The organism is Cupriavidus sp. 22TCCZM04-2 (genome assembly GCF_057798895.1).
Genome location: NZ_JBYOJS010000003.1, coordinates 280,442 through 298,921 on the forward strand (window position 1 = coordinate 280,442; position 18,480 = coordinate 298,921).

20 protein-coding genes and 1 tRNA gene are annotated in these 18,480 nt (G+C 64.4%); 16 read left to right on the plus strand and 5 right to left on the minus strand.

What is annotated here, in order from left to right:
- Nucleotides 1–20: 20 nt before the first annotated feature.
- From AC3FKG_RS07190 to AC3FKG_RS07205, 4 genes are all read right to left on the minus strand, one after another.
- Nucleotides 21–818, minus strand: coding sequence for a UDP-2,3-diacylglucosamine diphosphatase (locus AC3FKG_RS07190; protein ID WP_488742746.1), 798 nt, complete (start codon nt 816–818; stop codon nt 21–23).
- 76 nt (nt 819–894) lie between these two features.
- Nucleotides 895–1,395 carry a peptidylprolyl isomerase gene (locus AC3FKG_RS07195; protein ID WP_483711064.1) on the minus strand — a complete coding sequence of 167 codons (501 nt, stop codon included), beginning with the start codon at nt 1,393–1,395 and terminating at the stop codon, nt 895–897.
- Between the two features lie 24 nt (nt 1,396–1,419).
- On the minus strand, nt 1,420–2,007 hold the full coding sequence (locus AC3FKG_RS07200; protein WP_483711065.1) for a peptidylprolyl isomerase: 588 nt from the start codon (nt 2,005–2,007) through the stop codon (nt 1,420–1,422).
- Nucleotides 2,008–2,087: 80 nt separating this feature from the next.
- Nucleotides 2,088–2,741, minus strand: a complete 654-nt coding sequence (locus tag AC3FKG_RS07205) for a tetratricopeptide repeat protein (protein ID WP_483711066.1) — start codon at nt 2,739–2,741, stop codon at nt 2,088–2,090.
- 245 nt (nt 2,742–2,986) lie between these two features.
- Here AC3FKG_RS07205 and cysS point away from each other — a divergent pair, with 245 nt between their 5' ends.
- From cysS to AC3FKG_RS07240, 7 genes are all read left to right on the plus strand, one after another.
- Entirely contained in the window at nt 2,987–4,375 is a 1,389-nt protein-coding gene (gene cysS / locus AC3FKG_RS07210) for a cysteine--tRNA ligase (RefSeq protein WP_483711067.1), read from the plus strand.
- Nucleotides 4,372–5,130: a DNA-3-methyladenine glycosylase family protein gene (locus tag AC3FKG_RS07215; protein ID WP_483711068.1), complete on the plus strand. Its 759-nt coding sequence runs from the start codon at nt 4,372–4,374 to the stop codon at nt 5,128–5,130. Before cysS ends, AC3FKG_RS07215 begins: the two co-directional genes overlap by 4 nt.
- Nucleotides 5,131–5,245: 115 nt before the next feature.
- Nucleotides 5,246–6,217 (plus strand): acetyl-CoA carboxylase carboxyltransferase subunit alpha, encoded by a 972-nt coding sequence (locus AC3FKG_RS07220; protein ID WP_483711069.1) that lies wholly within the window; start codon nt 5,246–5,248, stop codon nt 6,215–6,217.
- Nucleotides 6,183–7,673, plus strand: coding sequence for a tRNA lysidine(34) synthetase TilS (gene tilS, locus AC3FKG_RS07225; RefSeq protein WP_483711070.1), 1,491 nt, complete (start codon nt 6,183–6,185; stop codon nt 7,671–7,673). Before AC3FKG_RS07220 ends, tilS begins: the two co-directional genes overlap by 35 nt.
- Before the next feature lie 82 nt (nt 7,674–7,755).
- Nucleotides 7,756–9,006 carry an aspartate kinase gene (locus tag AC3FKG_RS07230; RefSeq protein ID WP_483711071.1) on the plus strand — a complete coding sequence of 417 codons (1,251 nt, stop codon included), beginning with the start codon at nt 7,756–7,758 and terminating at the stop codon, nt 9,004–9,006.
- A gap of 130 nt (nt 9,007–9,136) precedes the next feature.
- Nucleotides 9,137–9,230, plus strand: a tRNA-Ser gene (locus AC3FKG_RS07235).
- Nucleotides 9,231–9,349: 119 nt separating this feature from the next.
- Nucleotides 9,350–10,792 carry a DUF6538 domain-containing protein gene (locus AC3FKG_RS07240; RefSeq protein WP_488742747.1) on the plus strand — a complete coding sequence of 481 codons (1,443 nt, stop codon included), beginning with the start codon at nt 9,350–9,352 and terminating at the stop codon, nt 10,790–10,792.
- A 439-nt stretch (nt 10,793–11,231) separates the two neighbouring features.
- On the opposite strand, the gene AC3FKG_RS07245 is transcribed toward AC3FKG_RS07240, so the two are convergent.
- Nucleotides 11,232–11,678: a hypothetical protein gene (locus AC3FKG_RS07245; RefSeq protein WP_488742748.1), complete on the minus strand. Its 447-nt coding sequence runs from the start codon at nt 11,676–11,678 to the stop codon at nt 11,232–11,234.
- Nucleotides 11,679–12,068: 390 nt separating this feature from the next.
- Here AC3FKG_RS07245 and AC3FKG_RS07250 point away from each other — a divergent pair, with 390 nt between their 5' ends.
- The 9 genes from AC3FKG_RS07250 to AC3FKG_RS07290 all read left to right on the plus strand — a co-directional run bounded on the left by AC3FKG_RS07250 (nt 12,069) and on the right by AC3FKG_RS07290 (nt 18,465).
- Entirely contained in the window at nt 12,069–12,689 is a 621-nt protein-coding gene (locus AC3FKG_RS07250) for a recombinase family protein (RefSeq protein WP_488742749.1), read from the plus strand.
- 549 nt (nt 12,690–13,238) lie between these two features.
- A complete protein-coding gene (locus AC3FKG_RS07255) occupies nt 13,239–14,117 on the plus strand; it encodes a hypothetical protein (protein ID WP_488742750.1) in 879 nt (292 codons plus the stop codon).
- A gap of 780 nt (nt 14,118–14,897) precedes the next feature.
- The gene (locus tag AC3FKG_RS07260; RefSeq protein WP_488742751.1) at nt 14,898–15,389 is read left to right on the plus strand and encodes a hypothetical protein; all 492 of its coding nucleotides are present in this window, start codon (nt 14,898–14,900) and stop codon (nt 15,387–15,389) included.
- Nucleotides 15,390–15,407: 18 nt separating this feature from the next.
- Nucleotides 15,408–15,626 carry a hypothetical protein gene (locus AC3FKG_RS07265; RefSeq protein WP_488742752.1) on the plus strand — a complete coding sequence of 73 codons (219 nt, stop codon included), beginning with the start codon at nt 15,408–15,410 and terminating at the stop codon, nt 15,624–15,626.
- Nucleotides 15,620–16,105 (plus strand): hypothetical protein, encoded by a 486-nt coding sequence (locus tag AC3FKG_RS07270; RefSeq protein WP_488742753.1) that lies wholly within the window; start codon nt 15,620–15,622, stop codon nt 16,103–16,105. The genes AC3FKG_RS07265 and AC3FKG_RS07270 overlap by 7 nt, the downstream gene beginning before the upstream one ends.
- A gap of 65 nt (nt 16,106–16,170) precedes the next feature.
- A complete protein-coding gene (locus AC3FKG_RS07275; protein WP_488742754.1) occupies nt 16,171–16,503 on the plus strand; it encodes a hypothetical protein in 333 nt (110 codons plus the stop codon).
- A gap of 490 nt (nt 16,504–16,993) precedes the next feature.
- On the plus strand, nt 16,994–17,197 hold the full coding sequence (locus AC3FKG_RS07280; protein WP_483711082.1) for a hypothetical protein: 204 nt from the start codon (nt 16,994–16,996) through the stop codon (nt 17,195–17,197).
- A gap of 36 nt (nt 17,198–17,233) precedes the next feature.
- The gene (locus AC3FKG_RS07285; protein ID WP_483711083.1) at nt 17,234–17,746 is read left to right on the plus strand and encodes a BON domain-containing protein; all 513 of its coding nucleotides are present in this window, start codon (nt 17,234–17,236) and stop codon (nt 17,744–17,746) included.
- Nucleotides 17,747–17,910: 164 nt separating this feature from the next.
- The gene (locus AC3FKG_RS07290) at nt 17,911–18,465 is read left to right on the plus strand and encodes a host attachment protein (RefSeq protein WP_483711084.1); all 555 of its coding nucleotides are present in this window, start codon (nt 17,911–17,913) and stop codon (nt 18,463–18,465) included.
- Nucleotides 18,466–18,480 lie beyond the last annotated feature (15 nt).

The window sequence follows — 18,480 nt, forward strand, 5'->3', positions numbered from 1 at the left end:
GGGGCAGCCGGGGCTGCCCCTTATGCCGTCTGCGGGAGCAGATGAAAGCCGCCGTCGTCCAGTTGCAGCACCGCGGCGCGTGGGTGGCTGCCATCGAGATCCCAGTCGGTCAGCACCCAGCGCACGCCCGAGACGTCCTGGTGCCGCGCGGGGCGGTGCGTGTGGCCATGCACGAGCAGCCGTGCGTTGCAGGCTTCCAGCAGTGCCGTGACCGCGGCCGGCGTCGCATCGCCGTACACGACCTGGGTCGGCAGGCCCTGCTGGCGCTGGCGCAGGCGTCCAGCCTCGCTGTCGGCGCGCAGGCGCCGCGCCACGGCCAGCCGTGCCGACTGCGGCAGGGCCAGGAACAGACGCTGCACCCAGGGCTTGCGGGTCCAGCGTCGAAAGCGGTTGTAGCGCTCGTCATCGGTGCACAGCATGTCGCCGTGGCTCAGCACGATGCGCTGGCCGGCGCAGAGAATGACGGACGGGTCGGGCAGCAAGGTGACGCCCGCTGCGTCGGCAAAGCGCTTGCCCAGCAGGAAGTCGCGGTTGCCGTGCATCAGGTAGACCGGCACGCCGCGCCTGGCCAGCGTGCGCAGCGCCATCGCCACGTGTGTGGCAAACGGCGTGCTGGTCTCTTCGTCACCGACCCAGAACTCGAAGAAGTCGCCCAGGATAAAAAGGGTGCGAGCCTCCTGGGCGGCGCGCTCCAGCACGCGCTCGAACGCGGCCAGCGTGCGGGGCATGCCCGGCGTCAGGTGCAGGTCGGAAATGAACCACGCCGGCGCCTGTACCTCGAGGGAACCGGCCACCGGCGTGGTGAGGATTGCGGTCATGCGCGCGGCCTGAAGGGTATGGTTGCCGGCAGGAGAGGTTGCATGAAGCCGCAATCGTGAGGCATGGTGCGCGTGCTTACTCGACGACCACGGCTTTTTCGATCACGACGTCTTCCAGCGGCACGTCCTGGTGGAAGCCCGAGCTGCCGGTGCGCACGCCCTTGATCTTCTCGACCACGTCGGTGCCGTCAACGACCTTGCCGAACACGGCATAGCCGAAGCCCTGCGGCGTCGGCGAGCTGAAGTTCAGGAAGTCGTTGTCGACCACGTTGATGAAGAACTGGGCGGTGGCCGAGTGCGGCGCATTGGTGCGTGCCATGGCCACGGTGTACTTGTCGTTCTTCAGGCCGTTGCCGGCTTCGTTCTCGATCGGCGCGTCGGTGCCCTTTTGCTTCATGCCGGGTTCGAAGCCGCCGCCCTGGATCATGAAGTTCTTGATCACGCGGTGGAAGACGGTGTTGTCATAGTGGCCCTTGCGGACATACGACAGGAAGTTCTCGACCGACTTCGGAGCCTTCTCGGCGTCGAGTTCGATAGTGATGACACCTTGGTTGGTGTGAAGCTGGACCTTGGACATGGGCTTTCCTCTGTACGGTAGTGTTTATTGGATGACGCTGGCCGATTCGATCACGATGGGCGTGGCCGGTACATTGCGCATGGGGCCGTAGGCGGTGGTCGGCGCGTTCTTGATCTTCTCGATCGTATCCATGCCGTCCACCACCTTGCCGAATACTGCGTAGCCGTTGCCGTCCGGCTGCGGGTAGTCGAGATTCGGATTATCTACCACATTGACGAAGAACTGGGCCGTGGCCGAGTTCGGGTCGCCGGTGCGTGCCATGGCCACCGTGCCGGCCTTGTTCTTCAGCCCGTTCTGGGCTTCCAGCGGGATTGGCGCGCGCGTCGGCTTCTGCTTCATCTCGCGGTCGAAGCCGCCGCCCTGCACCATGAAACCGTTGATCACGCGGTGGAAGATGGTGCCGGTGTAGAAGCCGCTCTTTACGTACTCCATGAAGTTGGCGACGGTCTTGGGCGCAGCGTCGGGATAGACCTCGACGGTGAACTTGCCCTGGCTGGTGACGAACTGCACACGTTCGGCCTTCTGTGTCTGCTGCGCCATTGACGGCAGGGCGGACAGGGCCAGTGCGGCGGCGCTCAGGCCGGCCAGGAGGATGCGGCGGGAACGGATCATGACTGCGGCTCCGGTAGTCTTGAGGATTGCGCCGGGCATTGGCGTCCCGGCGACGGAACAGAAAGTGAATGGTGGCGCGATCAGCGAGCGGCCGGAGCGCTCGCGGGCGCGTGGATCACGGCCGGAGACGCCGGGCTTGCCGCGTTTGCGGCCGGCCGCAACTGACGCAGCGCCGTGCCGGCGCGCGCGTCGCCGGGGTTGCGGCGCAGGGCCTCTGCATAGGCCTGTTCGGCCAGGCGGCGGTAGACGTCGCCCAGGTTCGTATAGCCGATCGCAAAAGCCGGTTTGACTTCGGTGGCGAGCAGCAACTCCGCTTCCGCGCGCTTCAGGTCGCCGCGCTTCGCGTAGAGCAGCGCCAGGTTGTTGTGCGGCTCGGGCAGTTCGGGAAAGTCCTGCGCCATTTCGGCGAAGGCCTGGATCGCCTCGTCCTCGCGGCCTGCCTGCGCCATGGACCAGGCACGCTCGAACCGGGCCTGAGCATTGCGCGGGTTGGCGGCCAGCACGCGGTCGTAGCCGGAAATGGCTTCGTCGTAGCGCTTGCTGGCGGCGGCGCGTTCGGCCTTGTCCATGCCGGGATCGGCCGAGCGCGGGCCCGATGGCGGCGCGGTAGGGGCGGCCAGCGACAGCGGGCCGTTCTGCGCATGGGCGGCCCCCGCCAGCGCGGCAAGGACGGCCAGTGCAGTCATGGCGCGGCGCGCTGGGGCGAGGCGCTCGGTGGGCAGGGTCAGGCTCATTGAAGGAGGGTCCGTTATACTCCGCGGCATTCTAGCAAAGCGGCACCGCTGGCACGAAGCACGTGCATGCGGGCGCACCGGGGCGGCGCCGGCGGCTGCGTCCGCGGTGCGTGGCGGCATGGCGCTTCCGGTAAGATACGGGGCTCCGGTGTTTGCGCGTGCACCATCGCGCCGGCCCCGATGACGCAGTCCAGGGGCCGGACGAAAGCGTGCCGGCAGGCACCCCACATCACACTCATTGCTTCATGCAGCTTCTGAACATCTACAACACGCTCGCGCGTGAAAAACAGCCATTCGTGCCCATCGAACCCGGCAAGGTCCGCATGTATGTCTGCGGCATGACCGTGTACGACTACTGTCACGTCGGCCACGCGCGCGTGATGGTGGTGTTCGACATGGTGCACCGCTGGCTGCGCGCGGCGGGCTACGAGGTGACTTTCGTCCAGAACATCACGGATATCGACGACAAGATCATCCGCCGGGCGGCCGAGAACGGCGAGACGATCGGCCAGCTGACGACGCGTTTTATCCAGTACATGCACGAGGATGCCGACGCACTGGGCATTGTCCGCCCGGACCATGAGCCGCGTGCGACGGACTATGTGCCGCAAATGCTCGACCTGATCGGCAAGCTCGAAGCGAAAGGCCTTGCCTATCAGGCGGCCGATGGCGACGTGAACTATTCGGTGCGCAAGTTCGATGGCTACGGCAAGCTGTCCGGCAAGTCGCTGGAAGACCTGCGCGCCGGCGAACGCGTGACGGCCAACGATGCCAAGCAGGATCCGCTGGACTTCGTGCTGTGGAAATCGGCCAAGGCCAGCGAGCCACCCGAGAGCAAGTGGGACTCGCGGTGGGGCATGGGCCGCCCGGGCTGGCATATCGAATGCTCGGCCATGGCCTGCACGCTGCTGGGCGAGCATTTCGATATCCACGGCGGCGGCGCCGACCTGCAGTTCCCGCACCACGAGAACGAGATCGCCCAGTCCGAAGGCGCGAGCGGCAAGCCGTTCGTCAACGTGTGGATGCACAACGGCTTCGTGCGCGTGAATGACGAGAAGATGTCGAAATCGCTCGGCAACTTCTTCACCATCCGCGAGGTGCTGAAAGAGTACGACCCGGAAGTCGTGCGTTTCTTCATCCTGCGTGCCCACTACCGCAGCCCGCTAAACTACAGCGATGCCCATCTGGACGACGCCCGCCACGCGCTGACCCGCCTTTACACGGCGCTCAAGGACACCCAGCCCGGCGGCTATGCCGTGGACTGGGACGAGCCGCACGCGAAGCGCTTTGCCGAGGCCATGGGCGATGACTTCAACACGCCGATCGCCGTGTCGGTGCTGTTCGACCTGGCCAGCGAGATCAACCGGACCGGCTCCTCCGTGGCGGCCCGCCAGCTCAAGGGACTGGCCGGCACGCTTGGCCTGCTCGAGCGTGACCCGCACACCTTCCTGCAGCGCGGCAATCAGGCCGACGGCCCCGCGCCCGACGAGATCGAGGCACTGATCGCTGCGCGCAAGGCCGCAAAGGTCGGACGCGACTTCGCCGAAGCCGACCGCATCCGCGCGGAACTGCTCGCCGCGGGCATCGTGCTGGAAGACAAGCCGGGCGGTGCGACCGAATGGAGGCGTGCTTGAACGCTGCCGCGCGCAAGCCCGCCACGCCGGCCAGGACCGCCACTTCCCGTGCCGCCAAGGGCAGCACGAAGGAGGGCAAGGTCGTGCTGCCGGAGGCGGAGGCGTTGCCGTTGCCGGTCGAGACCGTCGTCGATGCCGTGCGCCCGGCGTACTGGGATGAGGCCTGTGCCGACCTGATGAAGCGCGACCGCATCCTGCGCAAGATGATCCCGACGTACGGCCCGGCGCACCTGGTGTCGCGCGGCGATCCGTTCATCACGCTGGCGCGCTCGGTGGTAGGTCAGCAGATTTCCGTCAAGGCGGCGCAATCGGTCTGGGAGCGGCTGGTCGCCGCCTGTCCGAAGCTGACGCCCGCGCAGTTCCTGCGTGCCGGGCCGGAGAAGCTGGCCGCATGCGGGCTGTCGCGCCGCAAGGCCGAATACATTACCGACCTGGCGGACCACTTCAAGGCTGGCCGTGTCCACGTGAGCGAATGGGCGGTGATGGACGACGAAGCCGTCATTGCAGAACTGACCCAGATTCGCGGCATCGGCCGCTGGACGTCCGAGATGTTCCTGATGTTCAATCTGATGCGGCCCAACGTGCTGCCCCTCGATGACGTCGGGCTGATCAACGCCATCTCGGCCAATTACTTCAGCGGCGAGCCGGTGACCCGTAGCGAGGCGCGTGAAGTCGCGGCAAACTGGGAACCCTGGCGGACGGTGGCTACCTGGTACATGTGGCGTAGCCTCGACCCGCTGCCGGTGACGTATTAGGCATAGCTGTAAGAAAAAGTAGCTGCAGGTGCAGTAAAGGCTATCTGCCCGGTGCAAAGATAGCGGCTAAATTCCGGTAGAATGCGCCCCTTCACAGACAGGTACGTGTGATTCTATGAAAACCACCTTCCTGGATTTTGAGCAGCCCATTGCCGAACTCGAGGCAAAGATCGAAGAACTGCGCTTTGTGCAGGACGATTCGGCTGTCGATATTTCCGAAGAGATTTCGCGGCTGGCCGGCAAGAGCCAGCAGCTCACCAAGGACATCTACGCCAACCTGACTCCATGGCAGGTTGCGCAGATCGCCCGCCATCCGCAGCGCCCGTACACGCTCGACTACGTGCGTGAGATCTTCACCGATTTCCACGAGCTGCATGGCGACCGCACCTTTGCCGACGATCTTTCCATCGTTGGCGGCCTGGCCCGCTTCAATGGCCAGGCGTGCATGGTCATCGGCCACCAGAAGGGGCGTGACACGAAAGAGCGCGCGCTGCGCAATTTCGGCATGCCCAAGCCGGAGGGTTATCGCAAGGCCAAGCGCCTGATGGAGCTGGCCGACAAGTTCGGCCTGCCGATTTTCACGTTCGTGGACACGCCGGGCGCGTTCCCGGGCATTGACGCGGAAGAGCGCGGTCAGTCCGAAGCGATCGGCCATAATCTCTACGTCATGGCCGGCCTGAAGGTGCCCCTGATCGCCACGATCATCGGCGAAGGCGGTTCGGGCGGTGCGCTGGCCATTGCCGTCGGCGATGTCGTGCAGATGCTGCAGTTCGCGACCTACGCGGTGATCTCGCCGGAAGGCTGCGCCTCGATCCTGTGGAAGACGGCAGAGAAGGCGCCGGAAGCCGCGGAAGCCCTGGGCCTGACCGCCCACCGCCTGAAGGCGCTGGGCCTGATCGACAAGATCGTCAGCGAGCCGCTGGGCGGCGCGCACCGCGATGTCAAGGGCATGGCCGCCATGCTCAAGCGTTCGCTGGCCGAATCGCTGCGCCAGTTCCAGGGCGTGAGCGTGAAGGAGCTGCAAGCGCGCCGCTACGAACGCCTGCTCGCCTATGGCAAGTTCAAGGAAACCGGCGTCCAGGACTGACCTGTCCGACCGCCTGACCGACAAGGTCGCACAGGCCCTTCAGGCCAGTGCGGCCTTTGTTGTTTCTGGTGGCGCGGCGTCCGGTCCTGCCGAAATGGTGGTGGCCGTGGCGTTGTCGGGCGGCCGCGATTCGGTGGCGCTTCTCCATGCGGCGCGGGCCGCAGTGTCCGCATGGAGCCTCCCGGCCCGTGTGGTGGCCTTGCACGTGCATCACGGCCTGCAGTCGCAGGCGGACGACTGGGATAACTTCTGCGCGCAGCTGTGCGCGAACTGGCAACTGGGCTATTTCGTTCGGCGTGTCTCGGTACAGGCGGGCACGGGCGAGGGCATCGAGGCCGCCGCGCGCCGCGCGCGCTACCAGGCGCTCGGCGAGATGTGCCGCGCCAGCGGTGCGGGGCTGCTGCTGTTTGCCCATCATCTCGACGACCAGGTCGAGACCGTACTGCTGCGGCTGTTTCGCGGTGCGGGCGTGGCGGGTATGGCCGGCATGCCCGCCATGCGGCGACTGGACGAAGACGCTGACATCGTATTGCTGCGGCCATGGCTGGACGTGCCGCGCGCCGACATCGATGGCTATTGTGCCGCGCACGAACTGGCGTGGATCGACGATCCATCCAACGGCAGCACGCGCTATGCGCGCAACGCGCTGCGCGCGCAATTGCCGCAGCTGGAGCAGGCATTCCCCGGGCTGCGCGCGAACGTCGCGCAGGCCGCCGTGCATTTTGCGCAGGCCGCCAGCATGCTCGACGACCTGGCGGGCGCCGCGCTGGCGCGCCTGGTGGTGCCAGGGCGCGATGCCGACACGCTGGCCGAGCTGGACCTGCAAGGCTTGCGCGCCTTGCCCGCTTCCCATGCCGATGCCGTGCTGCGTCTCTGGCTGCGCGATCTCGGCACCCGTGCGCCGTCGACCGCCAGGCTGGCCGCCATGCGTGGGCAATTGCTCGACCACGGTGGCGGCGAGCCGGCCATTGCGCATGATGGCCTGGTGCTGCGCAGGTTCCAGGGCAGGGTCCTGGCCTGCAGGCCCGAGCCCGGGACGCCGCCCCAGCCTCAGGCGTTCTCATGGTCTGGCGAGGCGCGGATCGTGGTGCCGGCCTGGCGCGGGGAACTGCATTTTACGCGCGACGATACCTTCGGCGTGCCCGAACGCGTGCTGTGGCAGCCCCTGCGGCTCGCCGCGCGCCACGGCGGGGAGCGCATCGTGCTTCGACCCGGCGGTCCCGCGCGTGCGCTCAAGCAGGCCTACCAGGAGGCTGGCGTGCCAAGCTGGCGGCGGAGCTGGCTGCCGCTGCTGTGGGCCGGCGACGTGCTGATCATGGCAGGGGGCCTTGGCATGCATCGCCGCTGGGGAGAAGCGCCGCACGCGCCGCGCTGGCGGGTCGAGTGGGTGCAGTCGGCCGTCGGCGGAGGCAGGGAGCAGCCCGACGCTGGCCGCCCACATCACTTTCCTTCCTGAGCGCACGCCGTTTCGCCTTGCCGGATGCGCTCGGTTCGTGTATTTTCGAAAGCTTTGCACAATCGCTGGCGTCGACAAGAAGATGGCTCTCATCGTTCACAAATACGGCGGCACTTCGATGGGTTCCACGGAACGCATCAAGAATGTCGCCAAGCGCGTTGCCAAGTGGCACCGCGCCGGTCACCGCGTAGTCGTGGTGCCTTCGGCCATGTCGGGCGAAACCAATCGCCTGCTTGGACTCGCCAAGGAGATTTCGGCCGAGCCGAATCCGCGCGAGCTGGACATGCTCGCCTCGACTGGCGAACAGGCCAGCGTCGCGCTGCTGGCCATTGCGCTGCACGGCGAGAACATCGACGCGGTCAGCTACACGGGCTGGCAGGTGCCGGTGAAGACAGATTCGTCGCACACCAAGGCGCGCATCGAATCCATCGACGACGAGCGCATCCTCGGCGACCTGGATGCCGGCCGCGTGGTGGTGATCACCGGTTTCCAGGGGATCGACGACAACGGCAACATCACGACGCTGGGCCGTGGCGGCTCGGACACCTCGGCCGTGGCCATTGCCGCCGCCATCGAGGCGGACGAATGCCTGATCTACACCGACGTGGATGGCGTGTACACGACCGATCCGCGCGTGGTCGAAGACGCCCGCCGCCTGGACAAGATCACCTTCGAGGAAATGCTGGAAATGGCCAGCCTGGGCTCCAAGGTGCTGCAGATCCGCTCGGTGGAGTTTGCAGGCAAGTACCGCGTGAAGACCCGCGTGCTGTCGTCGCTGACCGACCCGCTCATGCCGCTCGAGAACGAAATCAACTCGGGCACGCTGATCACTTTTGAGGAAGATTCCAACATGGAAGCCGCAGTCATCTCCGGCATCGCGTTTGCCCGCGATGAAGCCAAGATCACCGTTCTGGGCGTGCCGGACAAGCCGGGCATTGCGTACCAGATCCTGGGCCCGGTCGCCGACGCCAATATCGACGTCGACATGATCATCCAGAACCAGTCGGTGGACGGCAAGACCGACTTCACCTTCACCGTGCCGCGCGGCGATTACCAGCGCACGCTGACGCTGCTGACGGACAGCGTCAAGCCGCATGTGGGCGCGGCCAGCGTTTCGGGCGACCCGAAGGTGTCGAAGGTCTCGGTGGTCGGCGTGGGCATGCGCTCGCACGTCGGCGTCGCCAGCAAGATGTTCCGCACGCTGTCGGAAGAGGGCATCAACATCCAGATGATCTCCACCTCGGAAATCAAGATCTCGGTGCTGATCGACGAGAAGTACATGGAACTCGCCGTGCGCGCGCTGCACAAGGCATTCGAACTGGAACAGGCCTGATCCGTTCGTAAAGATTTTCTGGCGGTATTGATTTTTTTGTGTTGAGTTATCGATTTTTCGTTGACCAATCAGGAATGCACCGCTAGAATCTGCGCTTCGTTGTTCGGCTCCCTCGGACAACGCAAGTTTGGGAGACGTGGCCGAGAGGTCGAAGGCACTCCCCTGCTAAGGGAGCATCTGGGCCAAAACCTGGATCGAGGGTTCGAATCCCTCCGTCTCCGCCAGTAATGGCGGCGAACCCCGGAAGATCGCGGTCTTCCGGGGTTTTGTTTTATGGAGCGGGTTTCCGAGGTGTGCACTGTCCGGTGTCTGTTACACCGACCCTCTCAGACAGAGTGCGAACATGGCGAAATCCAACCACCTCACCAGACGCGAAGGCACCTACTACTTCCGCCGCAAAATTCCCGCTGACCTCCTCGGGCACTACCCCGGCAAACGGGAGATCGTTCGCAGCCTCCGCACGAAAGACCACGACGAAGCCGCACGCATAGCGCGTCGCGTATCTGTGGATTTGGACAACGAGTGGGAAACCCTGCGCGACGCGGCCAAGGGAAAGCAGGCCGACGTTGCACACATCGCCCAACTATTGGGGGAGCCCGCGCAGCCCGTCGCAGTAGGGAATCTGGACCCCGCCTACTGGGATGAGGCCGCGAGCAATATGCATGCCGAGGAAGCGGCGGCGCATTGGGATGCCGAGGACGAGCAGCAGGAAAAGGACGAGGCCGAGGCAGACCGGCTAGAGCGGGTTTGGGCCATCGTGGAGCGGCGTAGGGCCGAGGCAGGGCTAGCTCCCATGCCGCCCGCCATTCGTGCTGATGTGGAGCCGTCGAGGGCTGCTACAGGCCAGTCCACCAAAGCAGCCAAGCCTGCGCCATCAGGCCAGACACTCGAATCCATCATCCCCCTCTGGCAGCGCGACAGGCAACCCACGGCAAAGACTGTGGACGCTGTGACCCGTGCTGTGCGAGAGGCGAAAGACCCTGACATCCACACCATTACGCGACCGGCCATCATCGCCATGCGTGACCGCTGGATTGAGGCAGGTAACAGCGTCGCCACGACAAACAAGAAGATTGGATTCATCCGTCTGCTACTGGGCGTCGCCAAGTCTCGCGGCCTGATCGAGAACAACCACGCCGAGGGCGCAGAGCTGCCGCCACCGAAGCGGGCCGTAGAACTGCGGAAGCCCTACAGCCCCGAGCAGGCGGAGGCCGTCATGGCTGCAACCGAGGGCGCGAGAGATTCGGACCCCACGATGTACTGGCTGCCCCGGCTGGCACGTTGGACAGGTGCCCGGCTGAATGAACTGCACCAGCTACGCCGTGAGGACTTGCAGACCCGCGAGGGAATACCTGGCCTCATGCTTACTGACGAGGGCGATCACGACGAGGGTGTAGCCCTTCGCCTCAAGAACGAGGGCAGCCGTCGATGGGTACCACTGGCCGAGCCGGTGCGTGCTTTCGCTGAATGGGCGCAGGCGCGGCAGGATGGCCCGCTGTTCCCCGCCAAGGCGGACAAGCATGGCATCGTGTCTGCCGCTTTCTCGAAGCGCTACGGTCGGCTGCTGCGCAATACCCTCAAGATTGACGACAAGCGCATCACCTTCCATTCGTGGCGGCATACCTTCGCGGACATGTGTCGAGCCGCTGGCGTTGCGCCGGACGTGCGCATGGCGCTGATGGGGCACGCCGAATCCGGAGTGTCAGGGGCGTATGGGGCAGGGGATGGGCTGCCGGCGCGTAGGCTGATCGAAGCCGTCGATAGGCTGTCTAGCAGTGGGCTGTGAGAATCACTTGATGGTGCGAGCCGGGGTTAGCCGGCCCGCCCTTATCAGGTCACGACCGCAAGAACAATCATTGCCACGGCCCGAAGGCACGCGGCTAGGTCGATTCGCAGGTCCACCTTCACTGAGACTTTCATGGCTCATCACCTTGAAAGCTCGTGGCCACGAGCGTTGAAAGGCGCTCGAACATTGGTAACCCGGCGTTGCTACCGGGTGCGGGCGATTGCCTAGGACGCTCGCCTGCGCCTGCATTCGCGCTTGCCCTATCGGCATCACGCAGACAGGGGCGCTCTTGCGGGTCAGCCTCCCACTGTTTGGGCTGGGGCAGTTGTGCTGGCCAGCTTAGTCAGCGGGTCACCTTGAGCGGCTTGCGAGGCCGCAACCGGGGATAGCAGCCCCGGCGAGACAGAGAATACCAGAAGCGATTCGACCGGCGAGGGGACTATTCCGTCGCTGGGGCATTTGCCTTGAGGGCCATCAGAGCGTCCACCAGCTTTTCTGCATCCTGTCGCTCATCTATGTACACTTGCGCGAGTATCCGACCATTCGCGGCTCTAGGCTCGACCACGTACCAATGGCCCTTCATTGAGACGCGATTCAATAGCTTCGCCTCGGCCATGGTCCGGTAATAGACCCGCGTTACGTCCTTCCTGGAGCTATGGCTGTAGCCGATGCCAATGTCGATGGATGAGCCGCTGACCCCTTCGCCGAACTCAACATAGCTGTCCGTGACTCGCACGTAATCCGGTCGCTTGCTCTCCGGTTGCTCATACAGGACGCGCTCAACGATTTTCTTGGGGTCTCCTTGGACTGTCCCGGCCTTGTAGTCGGCAGGGACGTAGGCACAGGCTGCAAGCATCAAGGCGGGAAGAAGGGCGATAGCTCTCATTTCATCCTCTGGTCCAATGTGCTCATATCGTAACAGCCTCGGACTAAAAATTGATGTACTAACTCGCGGGCACTTGTGAGAACAACTGACCCGCGCGCTCCCCCATATGCCCCGCGCATCCCGCGCGCAACAACCCGCTAGGGCGGATGGTCCGGCCATCTGTTGCTCCACGGAAACAAGCAGCCAGCGAAGCGACAGCGAGCTAGGTGACCCGTGGGAAGGTAACGCGGCGACCGGCAAGGCTGGCGCTGACCCACGGGCCAATGGCTCACATGGGTATGCCTCAATGAGCTACATGCGAACGCTCCTCAGGTGGGCTCAATAGGGTTGACAGTCAATGAGCCACCCTCTAGCATTGAGCCATCCACCCATTGAGCCAAGGAAGCCAGCATGAGCCACAGCACTCGCCGCCTCTACTACGGACGCATCAGCACCACAGATGGACAATCCAGCGCCAGCCAGCATGCCGACGCAGCAGCGCATGGCGTGGCCGCTGATGATGTGTTCATTGACGAAGGCGTGTCTGGTTATCACGTCGCACCGGCTGACAGGCCCGAGTGGCAGCACGTTGAGCGTGACCTGCGCAAGGGCGGCGTGCTGGTAGTGCGCTGGCTGGACCGCATCTCGCGTCGATACGACGAACTGCACGCCACCATGCGCCGCCTGATGGATAAGGGTGTGCGAGTGGAATGCACGCTTAACGGCATGGTCTTCGACGGTGCCGCTACTGATGCCATTGCCAAGGCCACGCGAGATGCTGTGCTCGCCTTCATGGCCGCGCAAGGTGAGGCCGACTACCTCAACCGCCGAGAGATGCAGCGCCGGGGCATTGACGAGGCCAAGCGCGCCAGCCCGGAGAAGTACAAGGGAAGGGCGCGGGCTGCCGATGCGGAAACGGTCGCAGCATGGCGGGCCGAGCATGGCGCAAGCATCGCCGCAACGGCGGAACACTTCGGGATAGGCGCGGCGACAGTGAAGCGGTACTGCGCGGAGGCGCGTGTTGCTGGCTGACAGCAGCCTGAACGCTGGCCCGACCACAGGGCCGAACACTGGAACAAACACGGGGCTGCCTTCGGGCGGCCCTTTTGCATTCTGGCGCATCGCCAATTCCGGACCTTAGTTGGCACATACGCAAATCAGTCGCCTAGTTTGGCACATACGCATTCAAGGAGAGAACATGAATCCCAGCATCCGCACTCCACATCCATTGGAGAACAGCAGCGCTGAGCAAGGATACGCACAGCGACAAGGCCGTAACGGCATGGCCGCGTACCGACGCGCCGTACTAGCCTGCACAGGGCACTTGCCGTCATGGCTGGCACGGAAGCGACCGGGCCGTAAGCCGATGACCGCACGTCCCGTGCCGGACAAGGCCTGAGCCAACGCAAGGCCGGCACCGACACGGACACAGCCACACCCGCGCACAGGGAACGTGGGTGGCGATGCCCGCACCAAACGCACCTTCTGGATACAGCCACATGGCTCAACGCGGGGAGGGGGGGTAGTCGTCCATTGGCGATTTTCCCCAGTTTCGAGGGGGTAGTTTTGAACAGGAGCAACATGAGTACAAACGGAAACAAGATCGCCATTGCCGCTGCGGCTGTTGCGCCCGCGCTGTCCGTCACTGAGGGAAACATTGCTATGGCCGAGGCAGCGCGAGCCGCCCGCGAGGCCGCTGAGGCCCGGGGTGTGAAGGTGCGCGCTTTCGGTCGCGTAGTGTTGGATGATGGCAGCGCCGGATGGGCCGCCGTCCTGGCCGAACTGCTCGCAACCACGCCGAGAAAAGCGAAGCTACAGAACGCCACGCTGGCCGCACTGCTGACCACGCGCATGGGCCTGTCCAAGGATTTCGACCACAAGCGATTCTCTAAGCCGCTATCACAGCAGCAGCGCGCCGAAGCCACAGCAATCCTGCACGCCCACGGATACACAATGACTGTCCTTACCGGCTCAGACATCAAGCGTGCAGTGCTGGCAGGTCAGGATGCGACTGGCCGCGTGCAGTACACCGCGACGGGAATCAAGATCGACGGGACTATGCACAAGTACAAGCCGCGCGAGCGCGTGGCTACTGGCATTCCCCACAACGACTTCTGCATTCGCATCGCTGGCGCAGACGTACCGCTCACCGCCGCCCTTGCTTTGCTAGGCATAGGCATTGGTGAATTCATGGCTGGCGATGCAGCGGCCATTGCTCACGCCAAGCCGGGAGAATTGGCGCAGCGGGCGGCAGTGTCTCGGCCCGGCAAAGTTGCGAGGAGCCTCGCAGAGCTACAGGAGACGGTAAGGGACACGGCGGCGAAACACCACACCATGACACTAGAGGCGTGGGCGTCACTGCGCAATGCCCGCCCGTGGCTGCCCGAGTTCGGCGCGTTAGCGAATGCCTTCCAGCCACAAGGAGAATCAGATGCGACGGATCAGGCCGCACTGCACTGAGCAGCACCAGCACACCAATACCCCGAGGGGCCGGCTACATGCTGGCCCTTGTCATTTCTAGGGGCGGCACGATGAGCAGCATGCCGCTTCCCCGGAAAGCCGATCCTCGCTTTGCGCTGCACGGTATGCAGCCCCGATCAAACATCCTCAGCAAGCGGCAGCGCAGTATCGCCTCGCTCGATCCGGCTTTTGCAGAAGCATTGCGACAGCGCGTATCCAATCCCGATAGGTGGACAGCTTTCATGCTGGCCCGACCGCACTACACCGGCAAGGCATGCCCCCGCTGTGGTAGCAGACGGAGGCGGCCCCGGGACGGTAGTTGCTATGCCTGTCACTTGCGCAAGACGCAACCCGCCATGGTGGCAATCAGGGCAGGGCAGCGGCCACCGGCCACCCGATCACGCGACAGTCACCTAGACCTACTTGCCCGCCGTGGTGCTGCTACCCGTACATACGGGCGCGGCAATTGGACTGCCACCGTGGACGGTACTGGCCGCACCACCCTGCGCAATCCCGCGCTCTCGATTGACTGCAAAGACCTGCGGCAGTCCGCCACAGAGAACCCCGATTACTGGTATGGCCTCGCTCAACGCGATGCAGACCTACAGCGCCTGCTTGTCGATGACCTCGGCTGGTAGCGCCGCGCATTACTTGCGCCTTGTCGGATAACACCGGCCCCCATTCCATCCCGCGAGATTTCGACACTTGCGGCTCAAATCCGAGCCAGCTTAACGCGCGCACTTTATCGCGCCATGGCTCTAACCATCAAAGGAAATCAGAATGTCCAAACAACCCCGACACGTCGAGCCGCAGGCCATCCAAGCGAAGGCCGCACGCATCCAGCAATTGCGCGATGAAGCAGTCGCGGCCCAGCGCCTCGCCGCCGAGTTCGAACGCCTGCGCAGTGCAGTGGATCGCGTGAAGGCCCTTCCCGATGAGATCGCACAAGCCGAGGCAGAACTCGCAGAACTCAAGGCTGCCAGCATCGAGTACAGCCTCTTCATTCTCGGCCAGCCCGAAGTGTCGATGGCTCCTAACCCCAACACGCCCGACAACGTTCTGACCCATCGCATCGTGGTCACGTTCCGCAGTCCGGTCAGTGGAGAACCCAAGGTTCTCGGCTTGGAGAGCATCGCTCAAGGCAGCATTGAAGAGCGGGCCTTGATCCGCGCTGATGCTTTGCCGCTCGCCATCGCACGACTGGCAGAGACCCCGGAGGCAGCGATGGTGCGCTATCGCCGTGGCCGTTCGCTTGGCTACCTGCCGAGCTAATCCGAGGAGAGGAACGATATGTCCAAGACCGAAAAGACCAGCAACACGACCAAGACGGCCAGCGTCAACGCCGGTGTCACCAACGTGCTGTGCACGAGCACTGTGGCACGCGAGGCCAGCAAGGCGCAGAACGCAACGACGCTAAAGGGACTCGGCATCGCTGGCAGCACCACCGCCAATACGCCGTGGCCGCCGCACGTACCGGGCCGTCCAATCACGGGAGGCGAGACATGGTGATTGGCGAGACTGCCAGCCGAAGGCGGGAGAGAGCATCAACCAAGCATGCTGCCAAGATGCGGGAGCTACGCGAGGCCATGCTGGCGGAGACAGAACATGCCACGGTGGCCACACTGTCACAGGCCATCACGGCACTCCATATGCACACGGCCCGTATGGCCCTACTGCGCTCCCTGTCTGCGGCAGACCTGCTTGCGGCACGGGATGTATTGGAGGCGCAGGCAGAGGCCGATTGGAGCGTCTGGAGCGATGCTGACCGGGCCGCCACAGTACGGGAGTACGACCGGGTTTGCATCGCCTTGATGCCGCACTTCCCGCCGCCCACGGATGAGAACGGCTGGCCGATTGCCATGGAATCGCGTCCCGGCATTCTGGCCGACGAGCACTGCCAATGGCTCACCGGTCACGGCATCGAGCGAGAGCGCCGCCAGAGGCTCTACAACGCGCCGAATCCCCTGACGCTATCCATGCCCCACTGAGGGCGAAATTAACCAGCCACAGGCCGCTATGCGGCTCACTGGCTACCCACCCATAGGAGAACACCATGAGCACAGATTACCGATTCATGTCCGCTGTCGCGGGCCGCAGCTACGCACATCAGCAGACTGTCAACATCCAGCGGGAAGCAGGTCAGCACATCTCGGAGGAGAGCCGAGGGCAGGCTGCCGTAATCATCGGCAACACTCCCGGCCTCGCACAGAAGATTGGATACGCCGGGCATGGCCTGTCCGCCGCCGCCGCACAGCAGGTGGCGCACCTTGAGAGCCAGAAGGCCGGGTATGTGCACCAAGGCGCTGGCGCGTCGCTGGTCATTGACGATGCATACCCGCAGGGGCACCCGATGCGCAAGCGATGGGTGTCGCACGGCTGCCGCTGATTCTGCCCCCGGCATAAAAATGCGCTGGCTGTTCGCGCACGGTTTGATGGGCTTGCGCAAGCTGCTACACTGCGAGTCATCGCCGGGCAGGTGTCGCAGCCCGGAAACCCGCATAAACACTAGGAAAGCCCGAATCCCTCCGTCTCCGCCACTACATCTGTATTGGCGGCGAACCCCGGAAGATCGCGGTCTTCCGGGGTTTTGTTTTTTGTGGCCCCCCTTACATCGTGGCCTGTTCCGTGTGCAACTTGCACAGACCGAGACGGCCAGCGATGCGCATCACACCGCCGTGGATGCGGCAATTCACTGGGCTCACAACGGCTTATCCTTGGAAGCCGTGCGGGCGCCGGAGCGCGCGCATCCGGCCGGTTCCCTCGCCTCGCCAGGCAGCATCCAGCCTGCACCGCCGATCAGCGGCACCTCTCCCGCACAATACACCGGCACACTCCTTGCTGCCTCTGCTGTCAATGTTCCAACAGCGGAGAAACCCATGACTTCGAAGGAAAACCGCAAGCACGAAAAGCGCGGCACGGCCGTGCAAGACAACCCGGGCGCACGCACCGACCGGAAAGCGGACGAGATCCGCAGCCGCAGCGCTGATCCGGGCCAGAGCAGCTATGGCGGGTTCCGCAACGAGGACCCGCGCAAACAGCACCAGGCCAACGCGGAATCGCCGCGCAAGCGCCAGCGCTGATTGCAGCGGGACTTCCACTTGCACCGGAGAAACACGATGGAATACGAACAGCGGCGTGCCGGTCCGAAGGGCTATGTACGCCCGGACGAGCGCATTCGCGATGATATCTGTGGCCGCCTGGCCTATTCCGATCGGCTCGACGTACGTGACGTCGAGGTGACCGTGACGGCGGGCGTCGTGGCGCTCAGCGGGACCGTGCAGGATCGCTGGCAGAAGTACTGCATCGAAGAGATCGCCGACAACGTACTCGGTGTGGCGAATGTCGAAAATCGCATCCGCGTGTCCCGCCCGGACGATCCCTATGCCCGGGCGACAGCACAGGGCCTGGCCGGACAGTTGGGCAAAGCCGGCCAAACGGCGAGCCAGAACGTAGCCGGCGCCGGGCACGTGGGCGGCCTCGGCAGCAGCGGTAGCGCCACAGGATCTTCGGCTAGCAGCTATGCCGGCGGCCTGGAAACCGGACAGGGCAACGCGGGCGGTGGGGCCGATTCATATGGCGGCACGACGTCGCCCGGCAGGGGCGCTCCGGACGCCAGTACGCCGCGCTGACGCCTTGCAATACTTGCAGCGCTTCGCGTCAAAGCTGCAATCACGCATGCCCTGCGCCACATGGCGCTGCGCCGGCACATCAACCGGCGCGATGGCGTGCGGCTTGCAGGTCTTCTCCACGCGGTCCGGTATCCGGTATCCGGGCCATCGAACGGAGAGAGCTCATGAAGACAATCTGGATCCTTGTTGCGGATGAGGGGATTGCAAGGGTGCTTGCCTCGCAAGGCGGCACCACGCCATTGGAAGACGTCGAGAAAATCACGGACGCCGCAGCGCACGCGCACAATGCCGACCTGCGGCACGATGCCTATGGACGCCGGACACAGGCCAGCATGCAAGGCGACGCTGGCCATCCGGGCGCACACGCGGGCCGCGTCGCAACCGTCACGTCATCCGCGGGCGAGGACGAAATCCACCTGGAAGCGCAGCTGTTTGCGCGCCGGGTGGCGAAGATGCTCGAAGACGCCCGCAACAAGCAGCGCTTCGACGAACTGGTTGTCATCGCGCCGCCGCGCTTCCTTGGCTTGCTGCGCAAGGCGCTGCCGCAATCGGTCTGCAACGTGGTGACGCACGAACTCGACAAGGACTATCGGCAGCTGGGCAACAACGACCTGCAGCAACGGCTTGCCGATGACGGCATCGTGCCGGCACGGCGCGATCCGCGCATCGAGATGGGCAAGGGGCCGGGCAACGAGATTGGCAGCTTGCCGACACGCTAGGCCGTGACCGGAGCT